General features: G+C 55.4%; 25 protein-coding genes and 2 pseudogenes. 17 read left to right on the top strand and 10 right to left on the bottom strand.

Annotated elements, in window-relative coordinates; all coding sequences use genetic code 11:
* Positions 1-31: 31 nt before the first annotated feature.
* On the bottom strand, positions 32-796 hold the full coding sequence (locus tag GJU83_RS05050) for a hypothetical protein (protein WP_153633854.1): 765 nt from the start codon (positions 794-796) through the stop codon (positions 32-34).
* A gap of 301 nt (positions 797-1,097) precedes the next feature.
* Complete coding sequence (locus GJU83_RS05040) at positions 1,098-1,310, bottom strand: DUF1127 domain-containing protein (protein WP_069184368.1); 213 nt, start codon at positions 1,308-1,310, stop codon at positions 1,098-1,100.
* Positions 1,311-1,422: 112 nt separating this feature from the next.
* Between GJU83_RS05040 and GJU83_RS05035 the strand changes: the two genes are divergently transcribed.
* Entirely contained in the window at positions 1,423-2,298 is an 876-nt protein-coding gene (locus tag GJU83_RS05035; RefSeq protein WP_153633853.1) for a LysR substrate-binding domain-containing protein, read from the top strand.
* A 139-nt stretch (positions 2,299-2,437) separates the two neighbouring features.
* Positions 2,438-2,938: a helix-turn-helix domain-containing protein gene (locus GJU83_RS19195; RefSeq protein WP_370686071.1), complete on the top strand. Its 501-nt coding sequence runs from the start codon at positions 2,438-2,440 to the stop codon at positions 2,936-2,938.
* Between the two features lie 274 nt (positions 2,939-3,212).
* Here the strand turns inward: GJU83_RS19195 and GJU83_RS05025 are convergent, their stop codons facing one another.
* Both GJU83_RS05025 and GJU83_RS05020 read right to left on the bottom strand, forming a co-directional pair.
* On the bottom strand, positions 3,213-3,965 hold the full coding sequence (locus tag GJU83_RS05025; RefSeq protein ID WP_153633852.1) for an SDR family NAD(P)-dependent oxidoreductase: 753 nt from the start codon (positions 3,963-3,965) through the stop codon (positions 3,213-3,215).
* Between the two features lie 101 nt (positions 3,966-4,066).
* Positions 4,067-4,747, bottom strand: a complete 681-nt coding sequence (locus tag GJU83_RS05020; protein ID WP_153633851.1) for an arginine N-succinyltransferase — start codon at positions 4,745-4,747, stop codon at positions 4,067-4,069.
* 233 nt (positions 4,748-4,980) lie between these two features.
* Here GJU83_RS05020 and GJU83_RS05015 point away from each other — a divergent pair, with 233 nt between their 5' ends.
* Together GJU83_RS05015 and GJU83_RS05010 are read left to right on the top strand one after the other, a co-directional pair.
* The gene (locus tag GJU83_RS05015; protein WP_153633850.1) at positions 4,981-6,252 is read left to right on the top strand and encodes a mechanosensitive ion channel family protein; all 1,272 of its coding nucleotides are present in this window, start codon (positions 4,981-4,983) and stop codon (positions 6,250-6,252) included.
* Between the two features lie 178 nt (positions 6,253-6,430).
* Positions 6,431-7,738, top strand: a complete 1,308-nt coding sequence (locus GJU83_RS05010; RefSeq protein WP_167352714.1) for an SEL1-like repeat protein — start codon at positions 6,431-6,433, stop codon at positions 7,736-7,738.
* Positions 7,739-7,770: 32 nt separating this feature from the next.
* Here the strand turns inward: GJU83_RS05010 and GJU83_RS05005 are convergent, their stop codons facing one another.
* Together GJU83_RS05005 and GJU83_RS05000 are read right to left on the bottom strand one after the other, a co-directional pair.
* Positions 7,771-8,325: a hypothetical protein gene (locus GJU83_RS05005; RefSeq protein WP_069184359.1), complete on the bottom strand. Its 555-nt coding sequence runs from the start codon at positions 8,323-8,325 to the stop codon at positions 7,771-7,773.
* Positions 8,325-9,218 (bottom strand): protein nirG, encoded by an 894-nt coding sequence (locus tag GJU83_RS05000; RefSeq protein WP_141697227.1) that lies wholly within the window; start codon positions 9,216-9,218, stop codon positions 8,325-8,327. The genes GJU83_RS05005 and GJU83_RS05000 overlap by 1 nt, the downstream gene beginning before the upstream one ends.
* A 484-nt stretch (positions 9,219-9,702) precedes the next feature.
* Between GJU83_RS05000 and GJU83_RS04995 the strand changes: the two genes are divergently transcribed.
* From GJU83_RS04995 to GJU83_RS04980, 5 genes and pseudogenes are all read left to right on the top strand, one after another.
* Positions 9,703-11,094, top strand: coding sequence for an esterase (locus GJU83_RS04995; RefSeq protein WP_069184357.1), 1,392 nt, complete (start codon positions 9,703-9,705; stop codon positions 11,092-11,094).
* A 404-nt stretch (positions 11,095-11,498) separates the two neighbouring features.
* Positions 11,499-11,702 (top strand): annotated as a pseudogene (locus GJU83_RS19125) (hypothetical protein); the annotation flags it as partial.
* Positions 11,703-11,745: 43 nt separating this feature from the next.
* The gene (locus tag GJU83_RS04990) at positions 11,746-12,789 is read left to right on the top strand and encodes a dicarboxylate/amino acid:cation symporter (RefSeq protein WP_267313035.1); all 1,044 of its coding nucleotides are present in this window, start codon (positions 11,746-11,748) and stop codon (positions 12,787-12,789) included.
* 39 nt (positions 12,790-12,828) lie between these two features.
* Positions 12,829-13,263, top strand: coding sequence for an SRPBCC family protein (locus GJU83_RS04985; RefSeq protein ID WP_069184356.1), 435 nt, complete (start codon positions 12,829-12,831; stop codon positions 13,261-13,263).
* Between the two features lie 24 nt (positions 13,264-13,287).
* Positions 13,288-14,082 carry a substrate-binding periplasmic protein gene (locus GJU83_RS04980; protein ID WP_167352713.1) on the top strand — a complete coding sequence of 265 codons (795 nt, stop codon included), beginning with the start codon at positions 13,288-13,290 and terminating at the stop codon, positions 14,080-14,082.
* 26 nt (positions 14,083-14,108) lie between these two features.
* Here GJU83_RS04980 and GJU83_RS18955 read toward each other — a convergent pair whose 3' ends face one another.
* Together GJU83_RS18955 and GJU83_RS04975 are read right to left on the bottom strand one after the other, a co-directional pair.
* Complete coding sequence (locus GJU83_RS18955; protein WP_167352712.1) at positions 14,109-14,276, bottom strand: hypothetical protein; 168 nt, start codon at positions 14,274-14,276, stop codon at positions 14,109-14,111.
* Between the two features lie 95 nt (positions 14,277-14,371).
* Entirely contained in the window at positions 14,372-14,815 is a 444-nt protein-coding gene (locus tag GJU83_RS04975) for a YHS domain-containing (seleno)protein (RefSeq protein ID WP_069184354.1), read from the bottom strand.
* A 210-nt stretch (positions 14,816-15,025) separates the two neighbouring features.
* Between GJU83_RS04975 and GJU83_RS04970 the strand changes: the two genes are divergently transcribed.
* The 7 genes and pseudogenes from GJU83_RS04970 to GJU83_RS04940 all read left to right on the top strand — a co-directional run bounded on the left by GJU83_RS04970 (position 15,026) and on the right by GJU83_RS04940 (position 21,499).
* A complete protein-coding gene (locus tag GJU83_RS04970; protein WP_153633849.1) occupies positions 15,026-15,310 on the top strand; it encodes a hypothetical protein in 285 nt (94 codons plus the stop codon).
* A gap of 161 nt (positions 15,311-15,471) precedes the next feature.
* On the top strand, positions 15,472-16,041 hold the full coding sequence (locus tag GJU83_RS04965; RefSeq protein ID WP_153633848.1) for a DJ-1/PfpI family protein: 570 nt from the start codon (positions 15,472-15,474) through the stop codon (positions 16,039-16,041).
* Positions 16,042-16,091: 50 nt separating this feature from the next.
* Entirely contained in the window at positions 16,092-16,472 is a 381-nt protein-coding gene (locus GJU83_RS04960; protein ID WP_153633847.1) for a ribbon-helix-helix domain-containing protein, read from the top strand.
* A 208-nt stretch (positions 16,473-16,680) separates the two neighbouring features.
* Positions 16,681-17,677: pseudogene (locus GJU83_RS04955) on the top strand (DUF1852 domain-containing protein).
* A gap of 27 nt (positions 17,678-17,704) precedes the next feature.
* Positions 17,705-18,748, top strand: coding sequence for a methionine synthase (locus GJU83_RS04950; RefSeq protein WP_174805012.1), 1,044 nt, complete (start codon positions 17,705-17,707; stop codon positions 18,746-18,748).
* The gene (locus GJU83_RS04945) at positions 18,745-19,338 is read left to right on the top strand and encodes a flavin reductase family protein (protein ID WP_217352204.1); all 594 of its coding nucleotides are present in this window, start codon (positions 18,745-18,747) and stop codon (positions 19,336-19,338) included. The genes GJU83_RS04950 and GJU83_RS04945 overlap by 4 nt, the downstream gene beginning before the upstream one ends.
* A 19-nt stretch (positions 19,339-19,357) precedes the next feature.
* Positions 19,358-21,499, top strand: coding sequence for a sensor histidine kinase (locus GJU83_RS04940; protein WP_153633844.1), 2,142 nt, complete (start codon positions 19,358-19,360; stop codon positions 21,497-21,499).
* Here the strand turns inward: GJU83_RS04940 and GJU83_RS04935 are convergent.
* Complete coding sequence (locus GJU83_RS04935) at positions 21,496-22,143, bottom strand: response regulator transcription factor (RefSeq protein WP_153633843.1); 648 nt, start codon at positions 22,141-22,143, stop codon at positions 21,496-21,498. The two genes, GJU83_RS04940 and GJU83_RS04935, sit on opposite strands and share 4 nt — an antisense overlap.
* 170 nt (positions 22,144-22,313) lie before the next feature.
* Here GJU83_RS04935 and GJU83_RS04930 point away from each other — a divergent pair, with 170 nt between their 5' ends.
* A complete protein-coding gene (locus GJU83_RS04930; protein WP_153633842.1) occupies positions 22,314-24,410 on the top strand; it encodes a hypothetical protein in 2,097 nt (698 codons plus the stop codon).
* An 80-nt stretch (positions 24,411-24,490) separates the two neighbouring features.
* On the opposite strand, the gene GJU83_RS04925 is transcribed toward GJU83_RS04930, so the two are convergent.
* Positions 24,491-25,054: a nucleoside 2-deoxyribosyltransferase gene (locus GJU83_RS04925; RefSeq protein ID WP_153633841.1), complete on the bottom strand. Its 564-nt coding sequence runs from the start codon at positions 25,052-25,054 to the stop codon at positions 24,491-24,493.
* Position 25,055 lies beyond the last annotated feature (1 nt).

Genomic DNA, 25,055 nt, shown 5'->3' with positions numbered 1-25,055 from the left:
TGGCGAGGAGCATAGTCCTCGCCGCCACTGATCAAAGGATCGGTACAAAGCCAACGGTGTTGCAGTCGGCATGGCTCTCAACAATCTGGCCATCTATCCATACAGCTACGGCGCCTGCTGTGCCAGCCGCACTGCTGCCATATCGAATTTCCGCAGAACCATCACTGGCAACACGGATGATTCCCTCCGTTGGACAGGCTTCATTGACAGAGAGGCTCACCGGAGTGGGGGTCGATACCTGAACATGTCCCTGAATTGCAGAGCCGATAAGCTTGCCAGTCATTGAGTATTCAAGGTCAGACTCCGTGCTTTCCAGGCGCGTCTCGGTATTGGTGAGAGCGATGTAATGGGTGCCGACCTTCAGCTCGAAGGCTTCGATGGTGTCAACAAAACGGCCGCTTGCCGAGTCGTTTTCCCAGCGGAATAGTTGATCCCAGTCGCTGCGACCTTTTACGGTCAACGGCTCGCCGCTGTTTCTAAGCTCACCGGTGATGTTATAGCTTTCATACCCCTTCCAGCTTTCGCTGGTCGCTGTTTCGCCGGTGAGAGTATCAACGTACCGGAAAGTGCCATTGAGCAGGACGTTGCCGTGGCTAAAGGTGGAAACGACGCAGTTATTGAACGACCAGCGTTCATCTATATTCCAGTCTTTGCCCGCGTAGCCGCTTGAGTCAAGCGAGAGAGTTGGCTCTGCGCGTACGCCGCCCCCTGGTCCTGGGCTTCGGTTAGCCGCAGCAATTTTTGAATTTGAGTCAACTACCCGCTTGGAATAACGCCCTGACCATAATCGCCGCATTGAGATTGCACCGCGATAATCAATTCTGAGGCTACAGGCCGATGTCTCTTCGTATGTGGTCTGAGAGAGAGCGAAGCTCCTCTGTGGCTTTTCGTCTGCTTCGAAATGTCTTCCAAAGAACCACAAGGCGTGTTTTGAGTCGATCGGCACGGTTTATTGAACGTGTTGGATTCTGTCCTTCCGACGATCGCGCGGATGAGTCCTTCTCATCATGATTCCTGTGTTTGCCCATGACCCTCGCCCCTTTTTCTGAGTAACGTCCTTTAAAATTTCAGTGCCCACATCGGCAGCGATGTTGGTGTTACTCAGTCCAGAAAGGCTTCCGGGCTTCCTGTTCGGCATCGATTCTGGAGATGCCGATGTCTTGCAGCATGAAGTCAGGCAGGCGGGCAAGTTGTCGACGAGTTCTCCAGTTCACATGCCATCGGCTGATTTTATGAATCAGGCTGCTCTTAACTGTATTACTGCTGTGCACGTAATTGGCTGCGTGAGCAGAGGAGGAAGCGGCTGACATTGTGGTTCTCCTGTACTGTAAAGTTCAGGCTTATTGTTTCGTTTGGACTGCCGCCGGACAAACGGGTTAAACTGACATACGATTAAGTTAGGCTTAACCATAGGTTGTGAGTATGCAGGCGCTCCCTCCCCTCCGGGCTCTACAGGCTTTCCGGTATGCGGCCAGAGACCTCAGCTTCAAAGCTGCGGCTGAAGCAATGAACATTTCCAATGCGGCGGTCAGCTCACACATTCGCGGGCTTGAAGAGTTCCTCGGAATTAAGCTGTTTGTGAGGCTGACTCGGGAGGTGAAGCTGACCCCTGAAGGAAGTCGTTTGTCGGGATTCATCGAAACGGGCTTTCAGGAGATTGAACGGGGTATTGCCACTTTTGCTCCGAACTCTGATCCGACAAATCTGAAAGTGTCGACGTTGCCCTCGTTTGCGAACCGCTGGTTGATGCCCAGAATCAGTCGGTTTCAGGAAAAATACCCTCAGATAAAGCTCAGTATTATGCCCAGCTTCAGCCTGGTGGATTTTCAAGGCGACGGTGTTGATTTGGCGGTTCGTTTCGGGAAGGGAAATTATCCCGGGCTGGAGTCCCGATTATTAATGGAAGAATCGCTCGTTGTGGTTTGCCACGAGGCACTTGTTGGGGACCGCAAAATCGAGATTTCTGACCTTGCAGGCTTGCCCTGGCTCGTTGATGAATCCATTGATATGCAGGGCTCCTGGACCGAGTTTCAGAAGGCCTTGGGCATTGATATTCCCGACACCGCTATCAAACTCGTTGTAAATGAGGCGACTGCCCAGGTGGAAGCGGTACTTGCAGGGCGTGGCATTTCATTGGTCCGCTACACTCTGGTCGCCGATATGCTGGAGGCCGGGCTCTTGATCCGGCCGATCAATTTCTCTATGCCTGCGGAGTATCACTATTACCTTGTTGCCCCGGAGGCCAAGTTCAGAACCGAAAAGGTCAGAGCCTTTGTGTCCTGGATTTCCTCCGGTTAATGGTACTGGACCTGGTTAGCACCTGAGTAGTTGATCAGAGAAGCAAGTGTATTGCCGCCATTAGATTCAGAAGTGTCATTATCAGATCGACCAGGAAGATGAACAGCATCTTGCCGGTAACCTTCCAGGCACCACCCCCGTGGCGATTCTGGAGCGCTATGGGCACGTTAAACGCGAATTGAGTTCCATGGGCCACTGCTATGACCAACAAAAGCAGGCCGCGCTGGGCATCCTCCGGGAAAAGGTTAAGGTTCCAGACCAGAAGAAAGCACAGAAGTGCAAAGGCGAGAGATCGAAAGAAAAATCTTGTCTGAATGGGAGCAAGAAAATGACACAGCACAAACACGTTGGCAGCGCTCTCGATGATCTGCTTGAAGCTGACGGTTCACTTGAGCAAGTAGAGGCTGAGGCGCTCAAGCGGGTAATTGTCTGGCAGATCAAACAGGCTATGGGGCACACCGGTGTGAACAAGTCTCAGCTTGCCCAGAAAATGCATACCAGCCGAACAGTGGTTAACCGCCTTCTTGATGAGAAGGACACTGGTGTAACCATCACAACGCTTGTCAAAGCCGGGCGCGCTCTGGGTATGACCTGGACTTTGCAGGCTGGTGAAGATAATGGATCTGGGCGCGCGGCTTGATCTGGGCATAAACATGCAAATAGGGGTAACGCAGACACCCACAGCAAGATGCGTCCCGCTCTGGAGGGCTCGGACCTGATCCTGCATGCCGGTGACGTGGGGCGGGATGAGGTTCTGAAGGCACTGGAGGCCATCGCTCCGAAGGGACGTTATCGCGTGGTGATCGCCGGCCATTCCCAAAAACCACGCAATGAGTGGGTTGGCGATGTGCTTTACTTCAATCCGGGTGGTGCCGGCCCCCGGCGTTTTACGCTGCCGATCACGGTAGGGCGGCTCAGGACAGAACCTGGCCGCCGTCCACCACCAACGTCTGGCCTGTTATCCACCGGGCCAGATCGGAGGCCAGGAATAACGCCACGTCGGCGACTTCCTCTGGCGTGCCCAGGCGCCCGAAGGGAATCCCTCCGCGAATACGCTGGTAGAGCTCTGGATTGTTCTGCCGGGCCTCATCCCACACGCCGCCCGGAAATTCGATCGAGCCAGGGGCAATGCCATTAACGCGCACTTTATACGGCGCCATGGTCGCAGCAAGGCTGCCGGTGTAGTGGGCGACCGCGGCCTTGATGGCGGCGTAGGGGGCGGTGCGTGTCGAGGCGTGCAGGGCGGCGATGGAGGCAATATTGATGATCGTGCCCCTGGTTTGCTTAAGCGCTGGCAGGCAGATATGGCTGGCGCGAACCGTGCCCATCAGATCCACTTCAACACTGCTCAGCCAGCCTTCTTCGTTGTCCTCCCGCCCGAACGCCGAGGCGCAATTGACCAGCACGTCCAGGCCGCCCAATTCGCCTATGGCTGTCTGCAGGTAGGTTTCCAGCGCGGCCTTGTCGCCGATGTCGCAGGGTGCCACATGCAGAGCCGAGAGCCCCTCGTCTGCCACTTCTACTGCCAGTGCGTCCAGGGACGCCTGCCCGCGGGAGCACACAGACACGCTGGCCCCGGCTCGGGCAAACCCCAACGCGATTGCCCGACCAATTCCCTTGCTGCCGCCAGCGACGATGACGCGCCGGTCGTGGAAATCAAACGTCATTGGAGGCTCCTGTTTTCCCATAAGGTTATGTCTCGACCTTTATGCTGTTTTCGGCCGTATCGAAGGCATGCCGATGCGCAACAGCGATTAAACCTGCTCAACTATTCCTTGAGCCGAACAAGCAACTGCCCATCTTCGACCTGGATATAGTCCACCCCTGCCGCAAAGGACTGCCAGAACCCCGGATTAGCGCCAAACTCGTTAACCAGGTCCACATTCTTGAGGTTGCCCAGCCAGGCATTCGGGATGGGGACGCCCATCAGGCTGACACCCTTTAACTTCACGAGGGGGCGACCGTTGGCAAAGGAGAGCTCTACGCCGGCATTCACTCGCAGGGTTCGGCCACCGAGTACAGGGAAGTCCTCCTCAAGAGGTACGAGAAGCAGGGCGCTCAGGAGATTGTCTGAAAGATCCACGGCCAGTCTTTGCGCCAGATCGGTGTTATTGGCCAGCATACCGTTGAGTTCCCGCTCGCTGAAGCGAACTTCACGGCTAGCGCCTTCCTCACTGTAGGGCTCCGGCTTTAACCGGCCTCCAGATCCACCGCCTTGGGTATCAATGCCCAGGGTATTCAGCTTGCTGTTGAGTGAATTCTGTTCACTGGCATTCAGGGTTACCGGCTCGAAGTTGTCAGGAAAGACATAGTGGCTGAGCCACCAGTAACCCACGCCGACGGTGGCAACGATGGTGACCAGCACAATGCCAAAGACGTGCATGCCACTGAAGCCTTCCTTTTGAGGTGGCGGCGCTGACGCTGTTTTATCTTCGGTAGTCTCATTCATTGCCAATGTCACCTGATGGCCCTTTGAATTCCCCGTAGGGCCGGTGGAGCAGTCGCCTCCTTGCCGGCTTTCAGGTTACCTAAGGAGAGTTTATACGCGGTGGGGTGATTATCCCAATGATGGAAGGCGTTCGAAGACCGGAACAGATTTATTGTTGGGGGCCTATACTGAGGAGAGGCTGAACGCTGCCAAAGGCGGCTGGTCTCTGAGTTCTCGTTACCAGGGAGTTGGCGATGGTGGAAAGCTGGCACGATTTGCTGGTTGCCATACAGGAAATAAGTTTGCTGGATGTTCTTCCGCAGGCAGCAGTTCTGGTGCTTGCGGCGACGGCTGCGTTCTATCTGCATCGCCTTGTTGCCCGGCGCACCGCTGCGGACTCCCAGGGCGTGCGCCACCTGACGCAACGTGCCCTCCAGCGCCTTGCCTTTCCCGTCTCGATGCTGGTGCTGGTTCTGCTGGCGCGCGTGTTGCTTGCCGCGCTTAACCAGGCCTACTGGGCCCTGGATCTGGCGGTCCCGCTGCTGATCTCGTTCGCCCTGATCCGCACCCTGGTGTATATGTTGCGCAAGGGCATGCGAAGCGGCCCCCTGGTCAAGGCTTCGGAGAATGTCATCAGTACCCTCATCTGGCTGGTGGTGGGCCTGCATCTCGTGGGCTTGCTCCCCGGGTTGCTTGAGGCCATGGATAGCCTGGCCTTCTCCGTGGGTGAGCTGCGCATATCCCTGTTGGCGATCGTCAAGCTAATCCTGCTGATGGGCCTGGTGCTGGTTGTTGCCATTTGGCTCTCGGGCATTATCGATCGGCGACTGACCCAGTTGCCGTATCTGAGCGCCGGTGCGGCCGTGGGGTTCTCTAAAGTCGCCAAGCTGGTGCTGATCACTGTCGCGGCTCTGTCTGTTCTGAATCTCGTCGGCATAGATCTTACGGCGCTCGCAGTGTTTGGCGGTGCTCTGGGTGTTGGGCTTGGCTTCGGCCTGCAGCGTATCGCCAGCAATTTCATCAGCGGTTTTATTCTTGTGTTCGACCGCTCGATTCGCCCCGGTGATGTGATCAGCATTGGTGAGAAGTTCGGCTGGGTGGTCGCACTGCATGCCCGCTACGTGGTGGTACGCAACCGCGATGGTGTGGATACGCTCATTCCCAACGAAAACCTGATTACCACTGAGGTGATCAACTGGTCCTATTCGGATCCCAATGTACGCCTGAAGATCCCGGTGTCGGTGAGCTACAGTGATGACGTGGAGCGTGCGATGGCCATTATTCTTGATATCGCCCGCGAGCACCCGCGAGTGATCGCGGATCCGGAGCCGGTATGCCGGTTAACAATGTTCGGCGACCACGGCATTCATCTGGAGGCCCGGGTCTGGGTCGCCGACCCGCAAGCAGGTTTTGGAAGCGTAAGTTCGGACATCAACCTGGCGATCTGGCGCCGATTCAAGCAAGAAGGCATCACCATTCCGTTTCCACAGCAAGACGTTTACATCAAGGAATTGCCGGCGAAATAGTGATAGCGCAATATCGGGACAGATTCATTTTCTACGAATCGGCGTGATCGCAGATGCCCAAGCTCCGAGGTGAATGTTTCTCAGAATCCAGCCAGGATAGCCTGGCATAGAACCAGCCTCGACAATGATTTTAGAACGCAACATCAACCGGACTGATGTCTTATTCAGGGAAAAGATCATGAAATTTGACCTTCTTGGTACTCGACAACCTACTCACAGAATATACAAAGTCATTTGTCTCATCGTTTTTATTCTTTCCTACGCATGCAGCAGTTCCTCATATGCTGGTATGGATGAAGCAGAAAAAGCGATAGGTGAGAAAAACTATTCTGAAGCCTTCCGCCTACTTTCCTTAGAGGACGAACCAGGGCCCAAAGCAAATTACTATCTCGGGTTGCTGAATTATTACGGCCTGGGTGTTGAAAAAAACACCCGGCGTGGCCTGGAGTTGTTAAAAAAATCAGGTGAAAAGGCGTTCAAGCCTGCGATGGTTAAGCTCGTTGAGATCTACAAGGAGTCTTATCAAACAGATGTTGTCAGCAGAGTTGGCATGGCCTTTTGGATTTCAAACCTGGCTGAGACTGAAGATCCCTTCTGGCAGCGTGAACTCGGTGCGTTGTATCGACTCGGAATAGGAGTACAAAAAAGTGATAAGGCGTCATTTCTGATGATTGCCCAGTCAGCACTCAATGGCTATGGGCCAGCTATGTTAGATCTGTATTACGCATTCAACCGTGGGCTGGGCACTGATAAAGATAAAGAGCAAGCATTGAGGTGGTTGAAAGGCGCAGCCAGTAAAGGGGTAGAAGGCGCGCAAGCGTTATGGGAGAAAGAAAACGGCGTTATAAATTATCAGACACTGGTCTCCAAAAATCCTTCTGCTCCGAAGGTCGTCATTAACTACTCTCTGGCATGCAATCATTGCCTGGACTTCTTGCATGATGAATTAAGCTATTATTTGGATCAGGCCGAACAAGGTCATTTGTCTATCGTTCTGCGTGAAATGCCATTTCGATTGCGCACGGAAAGCCCGAACCGATTCGGCCCTCCTACACAGGACATAATTACTCCATCCTTTTACGTCCATTGCATACGCTCCAAAAAGGGTCCTGCAACCGCAGCGAATGCGTTGGTTAAGCTTGCCACTACCGCTGAAGAGAATATTCTGCCAACACAGGATGGTTCTGATGTGATGGATTGGCGTATTTTAGGGCACCCGATAGATGGCTCGGCGATACGAAATTTTCAATCAAAAAATGAAATGTATGAATCATTGCTTCATGCCTATTCGGTTGATGTTTCCGAATGTAGCCCCCAGCAGTATTCAGAATATGTCGAAAATATTGCCAATGTGAACGAGGGGGGAGAAGCCAATACATTTGAGTTTAATGATAAAAAATATGCGCCAAGCATATTTGACCGTAATCCGGAACCGGAACCGGAGAAACTCCGCCGGGATGTGGAGCGGTATTTGTCTAAAAACTGAGTACTCTGTCGACCGGTAAGCCCTCCGCTGCTTTAGAGTATTTCCTCAATCGGGTAGACGTACTGCAGGTACAGGTAGAAAAACAGCAGAGAGATCACAAGGATGATCACACCCAGTACTGGTGAGCTGACCTTGATGCCGGAGGTCGACGCTTCCAACGTGGAGAGGCCCCGGTTCCCCTCCTTGTCGGTCGCTTTCAGGTCCGCCCGAAACTGCAGCCACGAAAAATAGATGCCAGCTCCTACCAGGACAATGACGACGACAAAGATGATCCGCGACGACAACAATTGCCACTCGAATACGCGTTGTCGGTGGTCGTATCCTTCCGTACGGTAGTCGTAATAGGCCTTGAGGGCGGACTTCATGGCGGCTTGACCTTCCGCGTCCATCAAATTGCCAGAGATGATCATCGGGGCCTGCAGCGGTTGGAGACCGCCCTCATTGTCCTCGGCTTCAAGGGCAGACTTCATGGCATCGATCCGTGAAGTGTCCGCCCGTTCAGAACTGTTTTCCTGTTCCTCGCTCCAGGACAGCGAAATCGGCCCCATCAACAAGGCACTTACGAATAACGCATGCCAACATCGCATTATATGTTGTCCTCCAGGGCTGTCAGGAACTGAATGCTGCGCAGGCGCCAGTTGATACGCTCGTAATAGCCTTTGTCGGCCTCGGTTTGCTGGTAGGCCTCGAACTCAGCGTCGGTCAGGATGTTTCTGAGGATGGCCAGCAGGTCGTTTGCGAGGCCGCTGCCCCAGTCATCCAACGCCTCGGGCAGCTCCGGCAGACTGGCGCCCTGAACCTGGATAGCTATGGGAGACATGATGGTGCCATCCGGACTAACGTATTCAACCAGCCCGTCCGGTCTCAGGCGCCGCTTTGACCCGTCCTGCCATGTCAAGACGATTGAGCCATCTTCAAGAATGGTTCGTGTAGCGTCAGATGTGCCGACTGGGGTCTCCGGGGTGACAGAAGGCGGGCCGAGATTGACCTCTTCACGCTCCAGGATGCGAAGTTCCTGGTCCCGATGCTCGGGCAGGAGCACCTCGAATCTCGGCAGGGCTTGAATGAGCATGAGGGACAAGTTAATGGAAAGTGTCTGGCAATGAGTGTTGTTGTCTTCGATGACCTCTCGGACTTTGTCTCCCGGGTCTATACGGGCGCAAAGCTGGTACCGGCCCGGTGGGATGTCAGTTGGCAGTATTGCCGAGGTGCGATAACGCGCGCGTTGCCGCGGAGGCAAGTTATCGGTATTGCTGACGCGACCACCCTTGAGCAGGACGCCATCGAAGTAGTGTTCGTTGTAGCGGGCATAGCCAGTGGGCATGATTTGACGGGTTATGAAAATGTCGATCATGTACCCGTTGTCGGATGATCGGGTCCCCTTTGCCACATGATCCCCGCGGTTTATGGCAGTCAAGGTGAGGGAAGTGCCGATGTCTTCTCCGGCGTTGGCGTTATCCGGCGCCTCTAGCCCGATCATGAGATCGGGCTGAGCCCAAGTCAGTCCCGGGAAGAGAGATAAGCCGAAAATCACCATGAGGTAAAAAGAGCAGGGCGCATTTATGCTCTGGGGGAGCTGCCTCTGCAAAGTGCTTTTGTTGCTAGTCCCGTTTTCAGTCTGGTCTTTGAGTGACCTAATCCCGGATGAAATTTTTTCTTTGAGTCTGTTCATTTCGCCACATCCTTTTAGCGTGTCGATGGCGGCACAGATCGATAACTCCGGAAATATCTCGATCTGGGGATGTTCAAAAAATATACACCCTTATTGTTGGGTTGTCGTCGGAAAGCAAGAACGAACCCCGCACCGCGGATTGCGGGATGCTGGCTTTCGCAGCCTGCTGGACTATGCTTGCCTTATCTTAAGGCGGCCGGGAGGCGGCTTGCAGGGTTTAGCTAGTCGAATAAGTGCAGAGTAGTGGCTGTAACAGGAGGTTCTGCCCAAGCAAATCGAAAAGGAATTTGTCATGAAAGATCGCTTCAAAGGCACCCGTTTCGCCCTCGTTATAGCAATAGTTATTTCACTGTCGGCCTGTATTTCCCATCAGCGCTACCGTACCGAATCTGGTTTGTGTATTTCCGCCAATCCTATGGAAGAGTGCGCTCTGCATTCGCTTCAGGTATTCCAGTCGCCCAACGCCATTGATGAGAAGTACCATTTGGGCTTTGTCGAGTTCGACGATCAGGGGCAGCTCTGGGATCGCGAGCAATTGAGGGAGGTGATCGGCCAGGTTAATACCTTGGCCGCCGATCGCGATCTATTGATGGTGGTGTTCGTGCATGGCTGGAAGCACAGTGCCCAGGCTGGAGATAGTAATATATCCAGTTTTCGAGAGTCTCTGCGTCGATTGAGTGCGCTGGAGTCAGCCATGAGCGCGAGGACCGATGTGCCGTCGAGGGAAGTGGTGGGCATCTATCTGGGTTGGCGTGGCGGCTCCGTGAGTCTGCCCGGGTTAAAGGAGCTGACATTCTGGGAACGCAAGAATACCGCCCATAAAGTAGGGCGCGGCGGCGCTACTGAATTACTCAGCCGCCTTGAGCTTGTGCAGAAAACAAAGCGGGCTCAGGCGCTTGCCGATGGTAAATCCCACCGTACCCGTTTCGTCGTGGTAGGGCACAGCTTTGGTGGAGCGCTGGTCTTTTCTGCGATGAGCGAGATTTTAGAAAACGGATTTGTACAGACTCATGGCCCGGACGCGGTGGTGAGCGATACCATCGGCTTCGCGGATCTTGTTGTCCTGATTAACCCGGCTTTCGAGGCTGCACGCTATGCAACGCTTAGTGATATGGCAAATGAGCGGCGGCGGTACTTTGAGAGCCAATTGCCAGTATTGGCGGTACTCACCTCTGAGGATGACGATGCCACTGGCATGGCATTCCCCCTCGGCCGCTGGTTTTCTACGCTGTTTGAAACCGAGCGGGACGCCCAGCGTCTCAATCCCGTTACCGGGAAGAGCGAAGTTATCGATCAGGGCTCTGCCAATGTGACGGCATTGGGCCACTTCGATCCCTATCTGACCCATTACCTTCGCGCGGAGGAGACCTTTGCGGACGACGAACAGGCCGGTTTCAGCGCATCCACAGCAGTACAGACGTTCGTTTCAGCCAGCAAGGGCTGGGAAGCAGACAGGCCAGGTAGCCGCATCCCGTTTGAAGGCGCAGTGCTCGAGCGCACGGATTCCTCGGCCGGGCGAAATCCTTATTTGAATATACGGGTGGATGGCGAACTGATTCGGGATCACAACGATATTTATGATCCAAGAATTGCGAGCTTCATTCGGCAACTGATCCTGATCTCTTCCCAGAGCCAGGATGAGGAAGATCGGGTAGATGCGCGAATAAAGATGGCTACTCCGTAGGGTCTTGGCAGCTATCACTGGTGCAGGTGGATAGTAGGTAGGTGCTCGAAACTTCAAGAAACTGTTCGATAATCGGTGTCATCAAGATTCCCTCTGATTGTTTATTTGGTTTGCAACCTAACAGGTTGGGGCGATTCCCGATAAAAAAACTGCGGAAAACCGAAACACATCAAGGCTTGCCGCCACCCCATGCTGAGACGAATCCCTCATATCCATATACCAGCCCTGTCTAGCCCATTTTTACAGCAAGTTCCCCTAGCCCCTGCGGCACGGGACTTTCAGCTGTTTTACCAGAGGTTCCCAACAAGGTTATCCACAGCTTTTGTTAATAACGTACGTGGCAATACCGGTTTACCCATGCGTTGTTGCTGAGCAGAATCCCGGCCTTAAATGTATTTGAGCGTATGCTCATAATTAGCAGTCAAAGAATGGGAGCCTCCATGAAAGCTTTGCTGAATGCCTATCTGGATACTTCGTTGGTGCTTCGCATTGGTATCGCGCTTGTGCTCGGCCTAGTTGTCGGACTGGTGGGTGGGTCTGCGGTGGCCGAATGGCTGGACCCTTTAGGGGAGCTGCTGCTTCGCTTGCTGAAGTTTTTGATTGTACCGATTGTATTGTTCACGTTGGTGGTGGGCATCAACCAGGCTAACCATGGGCAGCATGGGGCGTGTAGGCCGCAAACTGCTTGGTTTCTATGTGCTTACCTCAGCCCTGGCCATCACGGTGGGATTGGTGGTGGCTTCGGTGTTGACCCCTGGCAGTGGGCTGGAGCTGACGTCGTCCGAGACTGTCAACGTTCCGAATAACCCGGGTTTTGTTCAGGTGCTGCTGAACATCGTGCCAACCAATATTGTGGGTGCCTTCGCCGAGCCGAACCTGCTGGGAATTATTTTCACGGCGGTGGTGTTTGGCATCGCGTTGCTCAAGCTGCGGGAATCTAGGGCGCAGGGGCAAGCCGCCGAACGTGTGTATGCCGTGGTCTCGGGCCTGAATGAGGTCACCATGAAAGTGATGGCCGGAGTAATACAATATGTGCCAATTGGGGTGTTCGCTATTGTGGCCAGTACCGCGGGCAAGCAGGGTATAAACCCCATCCTGGCCCTGGGGGATATGGTGATGGTGTTGTACATCGCCCTGGCAGTGCAGCTGCTGGTGTACGGGGTGCTGATGCGCCTCAATGGCGTAAGTCTGGCGGAGTTTGTTCGCGAGGCCCGCGTTCCGGTTGCCACGGCTTTTGCCACCCAGAGCAGTTCGGGCACGCTGCCCCTGACCCTGAACGCCGCACGCCGTCTTGGCGTTCCGCGCAGTATTTACGGTTTCAGTTTGCCACTGGGCGCCACCATCAACATGGATGGGGTGGGTATTCGGATTGCCATTTCAGCCGCATTTGCTGCTAACGTGGTCGGAGTGCCCCTGGATCTCATTACCATGCTGGAAATCGCTCTGATCGGTACCCTCGCGTCCATTGGTACCGCAGGCGTGCCGGGCGCGGGGATCGTGATGATTGCTACGGTGTTCGCACAGGTGGGCCTGCCCATCGAGACTGTGGCGTTGCTGGTGTCTATTGATGCCCTCGTTGGGATGGGTGCAACTGCCATGAACGTCACCGGGGATCTGGTAGGCACTTCCGTGATTGCCCGTTCCGAGGAAAAATATCAGCCGGAAGAGGGGGCGTTGGCACGCGAATCGGCGTAAATGTTTCTTGATGGTCAGTCCGTCTTGTGAGGAGTAGCTATGTTTCGTATTCACGTCGAGCGGGTACTTGGAAAGGGTATCGACACGGTTTTCGAGGCCATCGCCGACCATGCTCGCTATGATCGGTTCCCAGGGGTTAGCAAGTCTGTGCTGGTTGAAGAGGGAAAAGACGAGAAAAATGGCACTGGTGCGCTCCGGGTGATCGGCGCCGGCCGGCTTGAACTGACTGAACGAATTACGCGTTTTGAGAGGCCAAACCGTATGGACTATCGCATTGAGAAATCCAGCCCGTTTCGCGTGCAGCACACAAAGGGAGAGATTGTTTTGAAGTCCGAGGGTGAACAGACGCGTGTGATCTGGATTTCCGAAGGTTCCGTGAAGGTGCCCTTGGTTGGAAGGATGATGGATCGGATGGCCGAGCGTAGCTTTTCGGGAGCCTTCAGTTCGCTGCTGAAGGCCATTGAGCGGCTTTAGGGGCAGATGTCCCCAGAGGTAACCTTGGTGAAAAAACATCGTTTGGAAAGATTGTCGGTAGAGCTTTGCGGCGTGGTTATGATTGTTTTCCTTGCGTTGCCTGGTGTCTCGTTAGCAAGTAGCAATCTGACATTCGCGTACAGCGACAAATCACCGCCTTACAGTTTCTCACTCAACGGGAAGACTCTCGGGCTGCTTCCGGATTTAGTACAGCTGACCTTCAGTTTTATCCCCGGCTATGCCACGGAACATGTGGTGGTGCCCTGGGCCAGGGCGCAGTATAACGTGAGACTGGGCCTTGCCGATGGCCTTCTTACCTATCCGTCGGAGGAGCGAAAGGAATACGCCGTCTTTTCAGACCAGCCACTCTTTACGCAGGACTTCGGCCATCTGGTTTACTCGGCAGACAACCCCAACAGTGACCTGATCGAATCGGCTACCAGCTTTGCTGATTTGTCCAGTCTGACGGTGATCGTCGAGAGGGGCTCCCGGTGGGAAGAGGACAATATTCCCGGCTATCTGGAACGCGAGCCGGGCCGGGATATGAAAGCGATGATGCATCTTCTTATGCTGCGGGAGGCGGGCGATTTCATGGTGCAGCCCGCCGAAGACGCCCGATACATCGCTCAACAACTTGGCTATTCGGAGAAGCTGAGAGTTCGCCAGGTTGATTTTATTCCGAACTCCCGGATCCCTTTCCACATTGGTGTTTCGCGGCAGCACCCCTCCGCGATGGATGTGATCAATGAAGTTGACGCGGTCACGCAGAACCCTGAATTTCAGTCAGAGCTGAACACGTTGATCAGAAGATATCGATAACGCGGCCAAGGCCGGAACAATTTCGTCTAGTCATCCGTTTTAAATCTTGCTTTGCAGTTACCGCTCATACACATGGTGCAGTAATGCTCGCGGTCCTCGTGGCTGGTGCCTTCTGCGATCTTGATGCCACAGCCGCTGCAGAGCAGGATGGCAATCTCGCCTTCAGTTCTCACTATGGCGTGTTCATAATTCATAAGACAGTCCATTCCCGTTCTGAAATGCTTGCTGGGTACTACGAAATTCGTGAAGGGTCAGACCGCTGGCAGAAATCCGCGACGAAGCTCTCCCATTATTCCAGAACCTTAGGCCAGTTTGCGTCTGCCTGCCGAATGAACCCCTCGGTATTCTTCAGCCACCGATACTGAACAGACTGGTTGTAGTTCAAATACAAACGGCCATCCCGTATGGCCCAGTGCTCTGGATCTCCCTTGGCAAGATAGCCCTGCGCGACCGCCCAGGCACAGTACCCACCATAAACCGGTAAGTAGCGTTCAGGGTTGGCCTCAAAGCGTGCCAGGTTTTCTGCGCTCGAAAATCGCCAGGTTACGCCCAGATGCTCAGTAGTGTATTCGCGCGAGCCTTTGGTTGGCTTTCCCGTTTGGAAATAGCTGACGGTGTCGTAGCCGCCCGCTCCTGTGTTGCTAAGCAGGCCCGTGTATACAGCAGGTTCGGAAGCCCATGCGCTTGCAGAAACGAATAATGCAAAGGTGATCAGTAGCAGCTGTCTTTTCATATTGGTTTCTCCTCGGTCTATAGACACGAGCGAGGTGAATTGGTTCTCCCCGTGAAGGTTTTGTGATCTCTTCTTTACCGACTTTTGACCGGGCCGTGACGGCCGCGTAAGCGTTCCTTTTTATTCTGCATCCTGGCGCTGCAGGCTCCGACTCAGGAGCCGGGCAGTGTCGAACACAAATTAAATTGTTTCCAGCAAGGAGAATGCACAATGAAAAAGCTGACAGCCACTCTTTTGGCATTTGGTACCACCCTGGCCTTGATGGCACCGGCCCACGCAGACGACATGGCTAAGGACAGCAAGGGTATGGACGAGACCATGATGCATGACGACATGAAAGATGACGGCATGGCCAAGGACTCAATGAAGACCGATACCATGCATGACGGGATGAAAACCGACGGCATGATGGATGAGGGAATGAAGAAGGACCATATGGACAAAGACACCATGAAGAAAGATGAAATGTCCGACGGGGATAAAACCTCGATGTGATGTCAGTGATTGGGAAAAGGCTCAGGTTTCGTCGCCCGGATACATTCCGCATTCGGCGACGGGCACAAACGGCGAAACCTGTAGTAACCCCTTAATACCCGCTCCATTAGCCCCACTGCTACTGTTTCCGGACCTGGCAAAACAAACACAAGGAGACAGCCGTGAGCGGGAAGAAGATTCTGATGATCACCGGTGATTTCACCGAAGACTACGAAACCATGGTGCCATTCCAGGCGCTGCAGGCCGTTGGTCACACGGTGCATGCCGTTTGCCCGGATAAGAAGGCGGGCGATACCGTGGCCACTGCCATCCACGACTTCGAGGGTGACCAGACCTATTCTGAAAAACCGGGTCATCGGTTTGCCTTGAATGCGGACTTTGAAGGGATCAACCCAGCTGATTACGACGCCCTGGTGGTGCCCGGCGGGCGTGCCCCCGAGTATCTGCGCCTGAACAAGGATGTGCAGAAGCTGGTTCGCCATTTCTTTGAAACCAACAAGCCAGTTGCGGCGATCTGCCACGGTGCCCAGTTGTTGGCAGCGGCAGGGGTTCTGGAGGGGCGAAAATGCTCGGCTTACCCGGCTTGCCAGCCGGAGGTGGAACTGGCTGGCGGAACCTTCGCTGGTATCGAGGTTGATCAGGCCGTCACCGATGCTAATCTGGTAACAGCGCCCGCGTGGCCCGCCCATCCGGCCTGGCTGGCGCAGTTCTTCAAGTTACTGGAGCAGTAACAGGGCAGGGGCCGGCCTACCGGCCCCACAACGTGTCCAGGGAGGCTGTTATGTGCAAGCTCTTCATCAACGCCGATCCGGAGCTTTGGGTCAGCCGAACCCACTCCCTGCGCATTGATGGCATGGTCACCAGCGTGCGGATGGAGAATGCCTTCTGGCAGGTACTGTCGGAGTTGGCCGAGCGCGATGGCATGAACCTTCCCCAGATGATCACCCGCCTCTACCACGAGTCTATTGATGCCGGCCACGACCTCGGCAATTTCACGTCCTTCCTGCGGGTTTGCGCGCTGCGCTATCTTGAATTGCAGCTGAGTGGCGACGTGCCCAGGGATACCCGGGTGCCCATTGCCTCACTGAATGCCGACCGGATTCTTGCCGGTAAAACCGGTGAGCCGGTAGCGCAGGAAGTGGTGAGCAAGGCGAAGCATTAAATTCTCTGGAAGGTCAAAAATACAGGCCAGCCTGATTCGCACCAACCCATGATTCAGATTAATGGTTGGATGAGATTAAATCATTTTTATTCATTGATTCATGCGCCTAGCATAGATTTCAGTCTCAACCGGAGCCGACTGAACGGCGACGGCGAGAGGCAGCCAATGAATTCAGGTTTTATCTCAGGAATCAGGATACCGGGTCGTCATGAACAACGAGTTCACATTCGCCATCAAGCGTCTTCGTTTCGATGAAAACTACCGTCCATCGCAGAACACGCGCATTACCACCAACTTTGCCAATCTGGCCAGGGGAGAGAAGCGCCGGGAGAATTTGCACAACGCGTTGACGATGATTGATGATCGTTTCAACGCTCTGGCGCACTGGGATAACCCCGAAGGCAACCGCTATTCAGTCCAGCTTGATATCGTTTCCGTTGACATGATCGTGGGTGTTGAACACCAGAGCGACACCTTCCCGGCGATAGAAGTGCTGCAAACGAGCATCGTTGATCGCAAAACCGGCAAGCGCATTGAAGGCGTCGTCGGCAATAATTTCTCCTCCTACCTGCGCGATTATGACTTCAGTGTACGGCTGCTGGAGCACAACCGGCATCAATCCGGATTCAGCGTGCCCGAGGATTTTGGCGATCTGCATGGAAAGCTCTTTCAGCATTTCGTGAATTCAAAAGCTTACACGCAGAATTTCGGCAAGCCGCCGGTGATCTGCCTCAGCGTTTCAGACAGCAAAACCTATCATCGCACGGGCAATCAGCACCCTGTGCTGGGTGTTGAATACCAGCCCAACGACTCCTCCTTAACCGAGTTGTATTTCCGGAAGATGGGGCTGGAGGTTCGGTATTTCATGCCCGCCGGCAGCGTCGCGCCTCTGGCGTTTTATTTCTTCGGTGATCTGCTGAACGACTACAGCAATCTTGAGCTGGCCAGCACCATCGCCACCATGGAAACCTTTCAGCGAATCTATCGACCAGAGATCTACAACGCCCACTCTGCAGCAGGCGAGCGTTATCAACCGGATCTGAAAAACCGTGATCACTCCCCCACAGACGTTGTTTACGATCGCGAGGAGCGCAGCGAGCTGGCGGTTGAGCAGGGAAGATTTGCTGAGGAGCGCCTCATCAAACCTTACCGAACCCTCCTTGAGCAAGTGGTCCGCGAACTACGTGCCTGACTACGCGCTTTGATCATCAAGAATCCATAGGTTACCCATCGTGAAAAAACTGTTACCTACTTCAACCGCCGGCAGTCTGCCAAAGCCGGCCTGGCTTGCTCAGCCCGAGACACTCTGGTCACCCTGGAAGTTGCAGGGTGAAGAACTCAAAGAAGGCAAGCAGGACGCCTTGCGGGTGTCATTGCAGGACCAGCAACTGGCTGGCGTTGATATCGTCAGTGATGGCGAGCAAACGCGCCAGCACTTCGTGACCACCTTCATCGAACACCTCGACGGCGTTGATTTCGAGAGGCGTGAGACCGTTCGAATTCGTGATCGATACGATGCCAGCGTGCCCACGGTCGTTGGGGCTGTGAGCCGACAAAAGCCGGTGTTTGTTGACGACGCCCGGTTTTTGCGAGAGCAGACCGATCAACCGATCAAGTGGGCACTGCCTGGCCCCATGACGATGATCGACACGCTGTACGATGCCCATTACAAAAGCCGCGAAAAGCTGGCCTGGGAGTTCGCCAAGATACTCAACCAGGAAGCCAGGGAGCTGCAAGCGGCCGGTGTGGATATCATCCAGTTCGATGAACCCGCCTTTAACGTGTTCTTCGATGAGGTGAATGACTGGGGCATCGCTGCTCTGGAAAAGGCCATTGAAGGGCTTAACTGTGAGACCGCCGTGCACATCTGTTATGGCTACGGCATCAAGGCCAACACCGACTGGAAGAAAACGCTTGGGTCCGAGTGGCGACAGTACGAAGAGATTTTTCCCAGGCTGCAAACCTCCAATATCGATCTGATTTCACTGGAATGCCAGAATTCGCACGTGCCGATGGAGCTGATTGAGCTGATCCGGGGCAAGAAAGTGATGGTGGGTGCGATTGATGTCGCCACTAATACCATTGAAACGCCGGAAGAGGTGGCCGAGACGCTCCGAAAGGCCCTCCGGTTTGTCGATGCCGACAAGCTCTATCCCTGCACCAACTGTGGCATGACTCCTCTGTCCCGCCGTGTGGCCAGCGGCAAGCTGCGAGCGCTGAGTGCCGGCGCTGATATTGTCAGGCGCGAGCTTTCGGTGACGGGAAGTCTCCAATGAGTGCGGATTTGATGACCCTATCGTCTTCCAGCAGCGTTATCGAACCCGCGCGCTTTCGCGAAGCGCTCGGGCACTACGCCTCGGGTATCACGGTGATTTCATCTATCGATGAGGGCGAACCGGTTGGTTTTACGTGCCAGTCGTTCTACAGCGTGTCGATGAACCCACCGCTGGTGTCATTCAGCGTGAAGTCCAGCTCCTTCAGCTATCCGCGGATTCGCCGGGCCGGTCGATTCGCCGTCAATATCCTGTCTGCCGAGCAGGAAGCAATCTCCAATCTGTTTGCCCGCCAGGGCGCCGACAAATGGAAGGACGTCCACTGGCAGGCATCGCCGCTGGGCAACCCGATCATCCCCGGCAGCCTGGGCTGGCTGGATTGCGAAATCCACGCTGAACACGCGGCAGGGGATCACCTTATCGTGATTGGTGAGGTAAAGGCGTTGAATGTAAAGGAAATCACCGCCTCGCGGCCACTGTTGTATTACCGGGGGCAGTATTGCGATATTGCCGAGCCTGGCGCAGCGGGCTCCCCCTCATTCAAGATGTCGCAAATCCTCTGGCGGATGGCTAATCTGAAAAGCAATCTATAGGGATTGTGGGGGATTTCAGATGGCACCGAGGCAGAGGTTTCTGCTGATTGCCGTTCTGGCCTTGGCGGCAATTGCCATCTCAGCGCAGGTTGCGCTGTCGGCGCCCTGGCTGGGCCTGGGGCTTTCGCCTCATGGTGGGCCGGTAGGGCTCCGGGTTGATCGGGTGCACCCGCAATCGCCGAACGCCGGAGTTATCCGGGTGGGCAGCGTAGTTGTGGGGTTGCAAGCGGCGGATGGTCGCCAAATCCCCCTGCATGGAAATCTGGTTATGGAAGAACCAGACCTGCTAAGCCACGACGATCTTAATCTGTTTATGCAGCGCCAGACCGAGTTGGATCAGGCGCTGCGCTCAGGCGGGGCACGGTTTGTTCTCGCATCCGGTGACCAGGTGCCGGTTGTTGCCATCGATACCCCGTGGCATCAGCTCTCGGGTGGCTTTTCGATTCACACTTTTTACGGGTTGATCGCTTTGATGGTGGCGGTTGGAATCTGGGCCTTCCGTCCGAAAAGCGCAGCGACCCGGCTTTACGCGCTTTCCGGCGTAGCAACCATGGTGAACACCCTGACTCTTGCCATCTACGGCGATCGGGAGTTTGTGCTGAGTGGCGATGTGTTCGCGGTGGTTTCTGCGGTTAACCACCTGGCAACGCTAATGGTGAACGCTTCGCTGGTCTCCCTGTTCTGGGTGTATCCGCGCCCGCTTGCCCGTTTTCCGGTTCCGGCACTAATGATTTGCATCGCGTTGATCATGTGGGTTCTGAGCGAAATCCAGGTTGGCGAAAGCGCCCAGGTGACGGTCTACCTGCCCATTGTCGTCGGTTATGTGCTTGGCTTGTGCTTTGCGGCTGCCCAATGGGTGGCCTCGAAAGGTCGCCCCCTCGAACGCGCTGCCCTGAAGTGGTGTGTATTGGCAATTTTCCTGGGCAGTGTTTTGCTGATGGGGCTGGTGATCATACCGCCAGCCTTTGGCTACCCCCCGCTCGTGCCGCTGCTGGTGGGGTTCGGCGCCTACCTGATTCTGTACCTCGGCATCGCGGCGGGGCTGGTTCGCTATCGCCTGTTCGATATTGAGCGGTGGTGGTTCAAGACCTGGCTCTGGTTTGCTGGGGGGCTGATGGTGCTGGTGTTGGATGCGATCCTGATTATGGGCGTAGGTTTGACCAGCACCTATGCGCTGACTCTTTCGCTTGCCATTGCGGGCTGGCTTTACTTTCCATTGCGGCAATGGCTTTGGGATCGATTCGGGCAGCGTTCCAGCATTTCTCTGGACGAGGCTCTCAGGGAGCTGGTGGATAAGCTGTTTTCCGCTTCTACGGAAGCGGAAGTTCGCCGGGCCTGGCCGGATCTGCTCCGCCTGACGTTCCAGCCTCTCAGTTTGGAGATGCCCGATGCGAAATATCAAAAGGTGGCGGTGGCAGTGTCGGCAGACGGTGTATTGATGGAGTTGCGGGCACTACCGGGCGATTCCCGGCACGCGAGACTGGAATTTGCGAACAATGGGGCTCGCTTGTTTTCCAAGGAAGATATACGGGTGGCGACCTTGTTGTACGACCTGACTGGTAAAGCGCTGCAGGCGTTGCAGGCCCGTGATGCAGGGGCACAAAGGGAGCGCAGCCGGATCATGCGGGATTTGCATGACGATCTGGGCGCCCGGTTGCTGAGCCTGGTGTATGCAAATGACACAGGAACGGTAAGAGAAGTGGCCCGGTCGGCTCTCATAGACCTGCATGGACTTGTCGATGCCACGGCGGGGCAGCCTGCCAGCCTGTTGGAGGTAGCCAATGGCTGCGAGGGCGAAATACGCCAGCGTTTGACGGACTCGGGCATTGATCTCGATTGGCAGGCGAATCCTCTGAAACTGGATAATCAACAGCTCTCGGCCCGCGCGGCCACCAATATCGCGCGTATTCTGAGAGAAGCGATTTCCAATATTATCAAGCACGCCGATGCTGATCGGGTGCAGGTAACCTGGAGTCGCGATAGCGATCAGCTCTCGGTGCGGGTTTCCGATAACGGCAGAGCGAACACCCCCGATGGGCCGGGGGAGGGGCATGGGCTCAGGACCATGAAGGTTCGTGCCGAGGATCTGGGCGGTCGAGTCGATTGTCGGGCGCTGAATGAAGGTGGTTTTGTTGTGGAGCTGACGCTGCCGGCAACCTAGCTGTCGATCATGCCCATACGCATTGCTTCCCGGGTGGCTTCCGCCCGGGAAGATACTTCCAGCTTCCGATACACGGTTTTTACGTAACCGGCGGTTGTGTGGCGGGTAATTCCCAGGGCCTGGCCAACCTGTGCCAGAGTGAAGCCTCGGGCAATCAGTTCAAGCACTTCCTGTTCCCGTGTGGTCAGGTCCGGCTGTGACGTGGTGTCCGGCGGCGCGAAGGTTGCCAGAACCCTACGCGCGACCGATGGCGACAGTGGTGGCTCGTCGTCAATGATGCCTGCCAGCTTGCGTGCCAGTTCCGCCTGGGATTGCTGTTTCAGCAGGTAGCCCCTGGCTCCGGCTCGCAAGGCCGGGAACACATGGCGGTCGTCGTCGTGGATGGTGATTACAATACAGAGGCAGTCTGGCACCGACTCGCGCAGATCGCGGATAAAGTCGATGCCGCTCCCGTCTGGCAGGCTCAAATCAATCAGAGCAATGTCTGGTGCTAGGTCTGCCTGTTGGAGGTGGGAAAGCTTGTCCCTGGCCTCGGCAAGTCGGTTGGCAGAAGTCACCGAAATGCCCGGAAACACTTCCTTGAGTACGTCGCGCAGCCATTCCTGAGCGCCTGCGTGGTCTTCCAGAATAAACCCCAACTTCATTTGCTCGTCCTGACGCCCTGGGTTGCCGCCTTTTCAAGATAGCCCCCTCGAATGGGGGAGTCAAAGCCTACTTTGATCCCCTCAGGTGCGGTCTGCTGCCGCTGATTGATGTTCGATAGCGTAGTGTCAGAAGGCGAATGGAATGGCTCTATTAACAAGGAGTGAGTCTGATGAAAATGTTTAATCTTTTATTTCTCAGAGTGTTAGCCGTCGCAATCGTGAGTTTGGCCCTGGCGGGCTGCCTGCGTAGCAGCGACGAAACCGACGATAATCTCGTGGGCGACGATTCCACCGATGAAGTCGATGGCGGTGATGTAGCTGACAGCGGGGGTACAGGTGACACTGGCGGAGATGAAGGCGATGATCCGACCTCTGGGGCACCCGCTGCGCCGGTGGTCACGGCCGCCTACGATGACTGGACGCTGACCTTTACCTGGCCGGCAGTAGCCGGAGCGGACTACTACCAGATGTTTGAAGATCCGGATGGCCTGAGTGGTTTCACCCAGATAGGCTCGGACCTGACTGCCAATGAGTACGTAAACAACATCAGCCTGACTGAGCGCAACGGAGCCCGCTATGTCGTTGCTGCCTGTAATAGTGAAGGCTGCACTGATTCAAGTGAAGTGACGGTCGATAGCCTCGACAGCGGGATTACCCCCATCGTAGTGAGTGGCGATCCGGCGCCCGGTATAGGCAGTGGCGCAGTGTTCAGCGGTGAGGTGGGCACCCGGCTGAGGTTTGATGTTAATCAGTCAGGTACTGTTGCAATTCTCGGTGCGACCGATCAAACCGACAGCAGTGGCACGTTGCGGGACGGTATTTTCAGCGACAGCCCGGTCGCTGGCCTGAGCCTCATTCAGGCCGATGACACCACGCTCCCCGCGAGCGATGCCACCTACAGCGGTTTTTTCAACGTACTTATTGATGATGCCGGACAAATCACCTTTGGCGGTATTCTGAACCAGCAATCTGGCTCGGTGACGGATGAGGTCGACGGTCTGAACAACGAGGTGTTGTTACGCAGTACTGCTGGTACAACGTCTGTAATCGCGCGGGAAGGGGATCCTGCTCGCAATGGCACCGATTTCCCGACACTGGATGCGGGAGATATTTATTTCACTGAAAACGTCCAGGGCAACCGGGTATTCTCCTCGATCAGTTCGGATGGTAACGGAGCGATTACCTTCGAGCCGGGTCCGAACACGGATGCTTTCCAGGTTTCGGATGACTCGACGTATCCCGCGGGCGGCGCTCTGTGGACGATCACCGGCCTGGGACAGAAGGCCCAGTCTCTCAAGGCTGGCGAGACGTTGCTGCCGGGTAACCTGGAGCCTAAGAGCTTTGGCTTTCTGGATTTTGACAGCAACCAGGCCGAGCAACTGGTGTTTGGTGTGGCGCTTCAGAACGCCGATGGCAGCGCGTTGCCCACCTCAGAGGATACCGGCATTTACGTTCGCAATGCCGATGGTAGCTATCGGGAAGTCGTGCGGGAGGCCGGCGGCTCCGCCCGTGACTTCATTTACAACCTGAACTCCGCGAGGCCTCTTCTGACTGACAACGGAGAGGTGTTTTACTATGCCCTCAGAGGCGTTTCCGGGCCGGCTAACCGGGGCATCTACACTGACTCCCTGGACGGCAGTGACTTCACCCGGGTGAGCCGTAGCGAGCAGACGCTCCTTATGGATGATGGCTCGTTATTTGAGGTAACAGGTTTCATTGGTGGCGCTGAATCGTTCGATGTGGGTGCCGACGATTCGATGGCCTTCCTGGTCAACTCCGGCACCCTGGATCAGGAGGACGCTCTGCTGGTCTGGACTAACGATGGCACCAGCGCTACCACAACACTCTATTTTCAGGAAGGGGATCCGGTTCGGGGTATGCCCGATGCATCCGGCATAGAGCTTGATCCCGGCAGCCTGGATTCAGCGCCGAGGCTGGCGTTCAGCCGGCAATCCTGGGCGGCATTCCAGGCCAGCGATGAGGCAGATATCAACAATCGCAAAAGCCTGCTCCTGGCATCCAGCCCCAATGGCTATACTCGTGTTATCGCCCGGGAAGGGCAGCAGTTCGCGATCGATGGCGTCGATTATGGAGTAGTCACCGAAATCCTGGATTTCAAAATGGCCTCGGCCGCCGAGATGATTGTTTCGTTGCGGTTTGATGCAGACGGTATTTTCGGTTTACAACCAGACGGCAGCTTCGTTGGGCCAGACGGCAAGAATGGACTCTTCCGTGTTGAACTCTGTAGCCCCTCGGAACCCTGTTAAAAAAGAGCTGGTGGTGAAAATGCTCATCGGCAAGGCAAGCGGTATATCCTGAGTAGAGAGGTAGGGCGCCCTTGGTGACCCTACCCGTTTTCACCCATCGCTTCTGCAGCCAGCGACTGCACACATCGACGGAACAGTTCCGCAGAAAAAAAGTGATGCTCTCCTGTCTGGTCTGCCACGAAGAGCTGGCCACCGGACCCGTAGATGCCGCCCTCGATCATCAGGTTGTCGCTCATCTCGAAGTCTTCGATGCTGAGGCCCAGACCGTCCAGGTCGGTGCCGCCTGCTCGTTCCCGGTAGTACCGGTTATCCAGGGTAAACCCGAAGGCGGGCTTGCCCTGTCCGATCATATAGCCGACTTCGAAGACCGTACCGGGGTCGGCACTGATGCCACGGAACGGGGTGAGGTTGGCGATGATGGCATCGCAGCTGTCCATCAGTTCGCGGTTGGCCCGGTAGATCCGATGGCCAAGCCTGAATTTCGCCTCGCTGTCGGAGCCGGCCAGTTCGGCGTCCAGCGGGTCTACGCCCTCCAAACCGTATTCCAGCAGCAGGCGTTTTTTCTCGGCCACGATGGCCTGGTGTTCTTCGGCGGGGAAGAAGACCTCCGGTCCGGCGAGGTAGATGCGTTTTGGTGTTGCCATG

It is taken from the genome of Marinobacter salsuginis, from assembly GCF_009617755.1.
Taxonomy (GTDB): Bacteria; Pseudomonadota; Gammaproteobacteria; order Pseudomonadales; family Oleiphilaceae; genus Marinobacter; species Marinobacter salsuginis.
The sequence above is the reverse complement of the archived record's forward strand: the minus strand, read 5'-3'. Positions and strand labels throughout refer to the sequence as shown.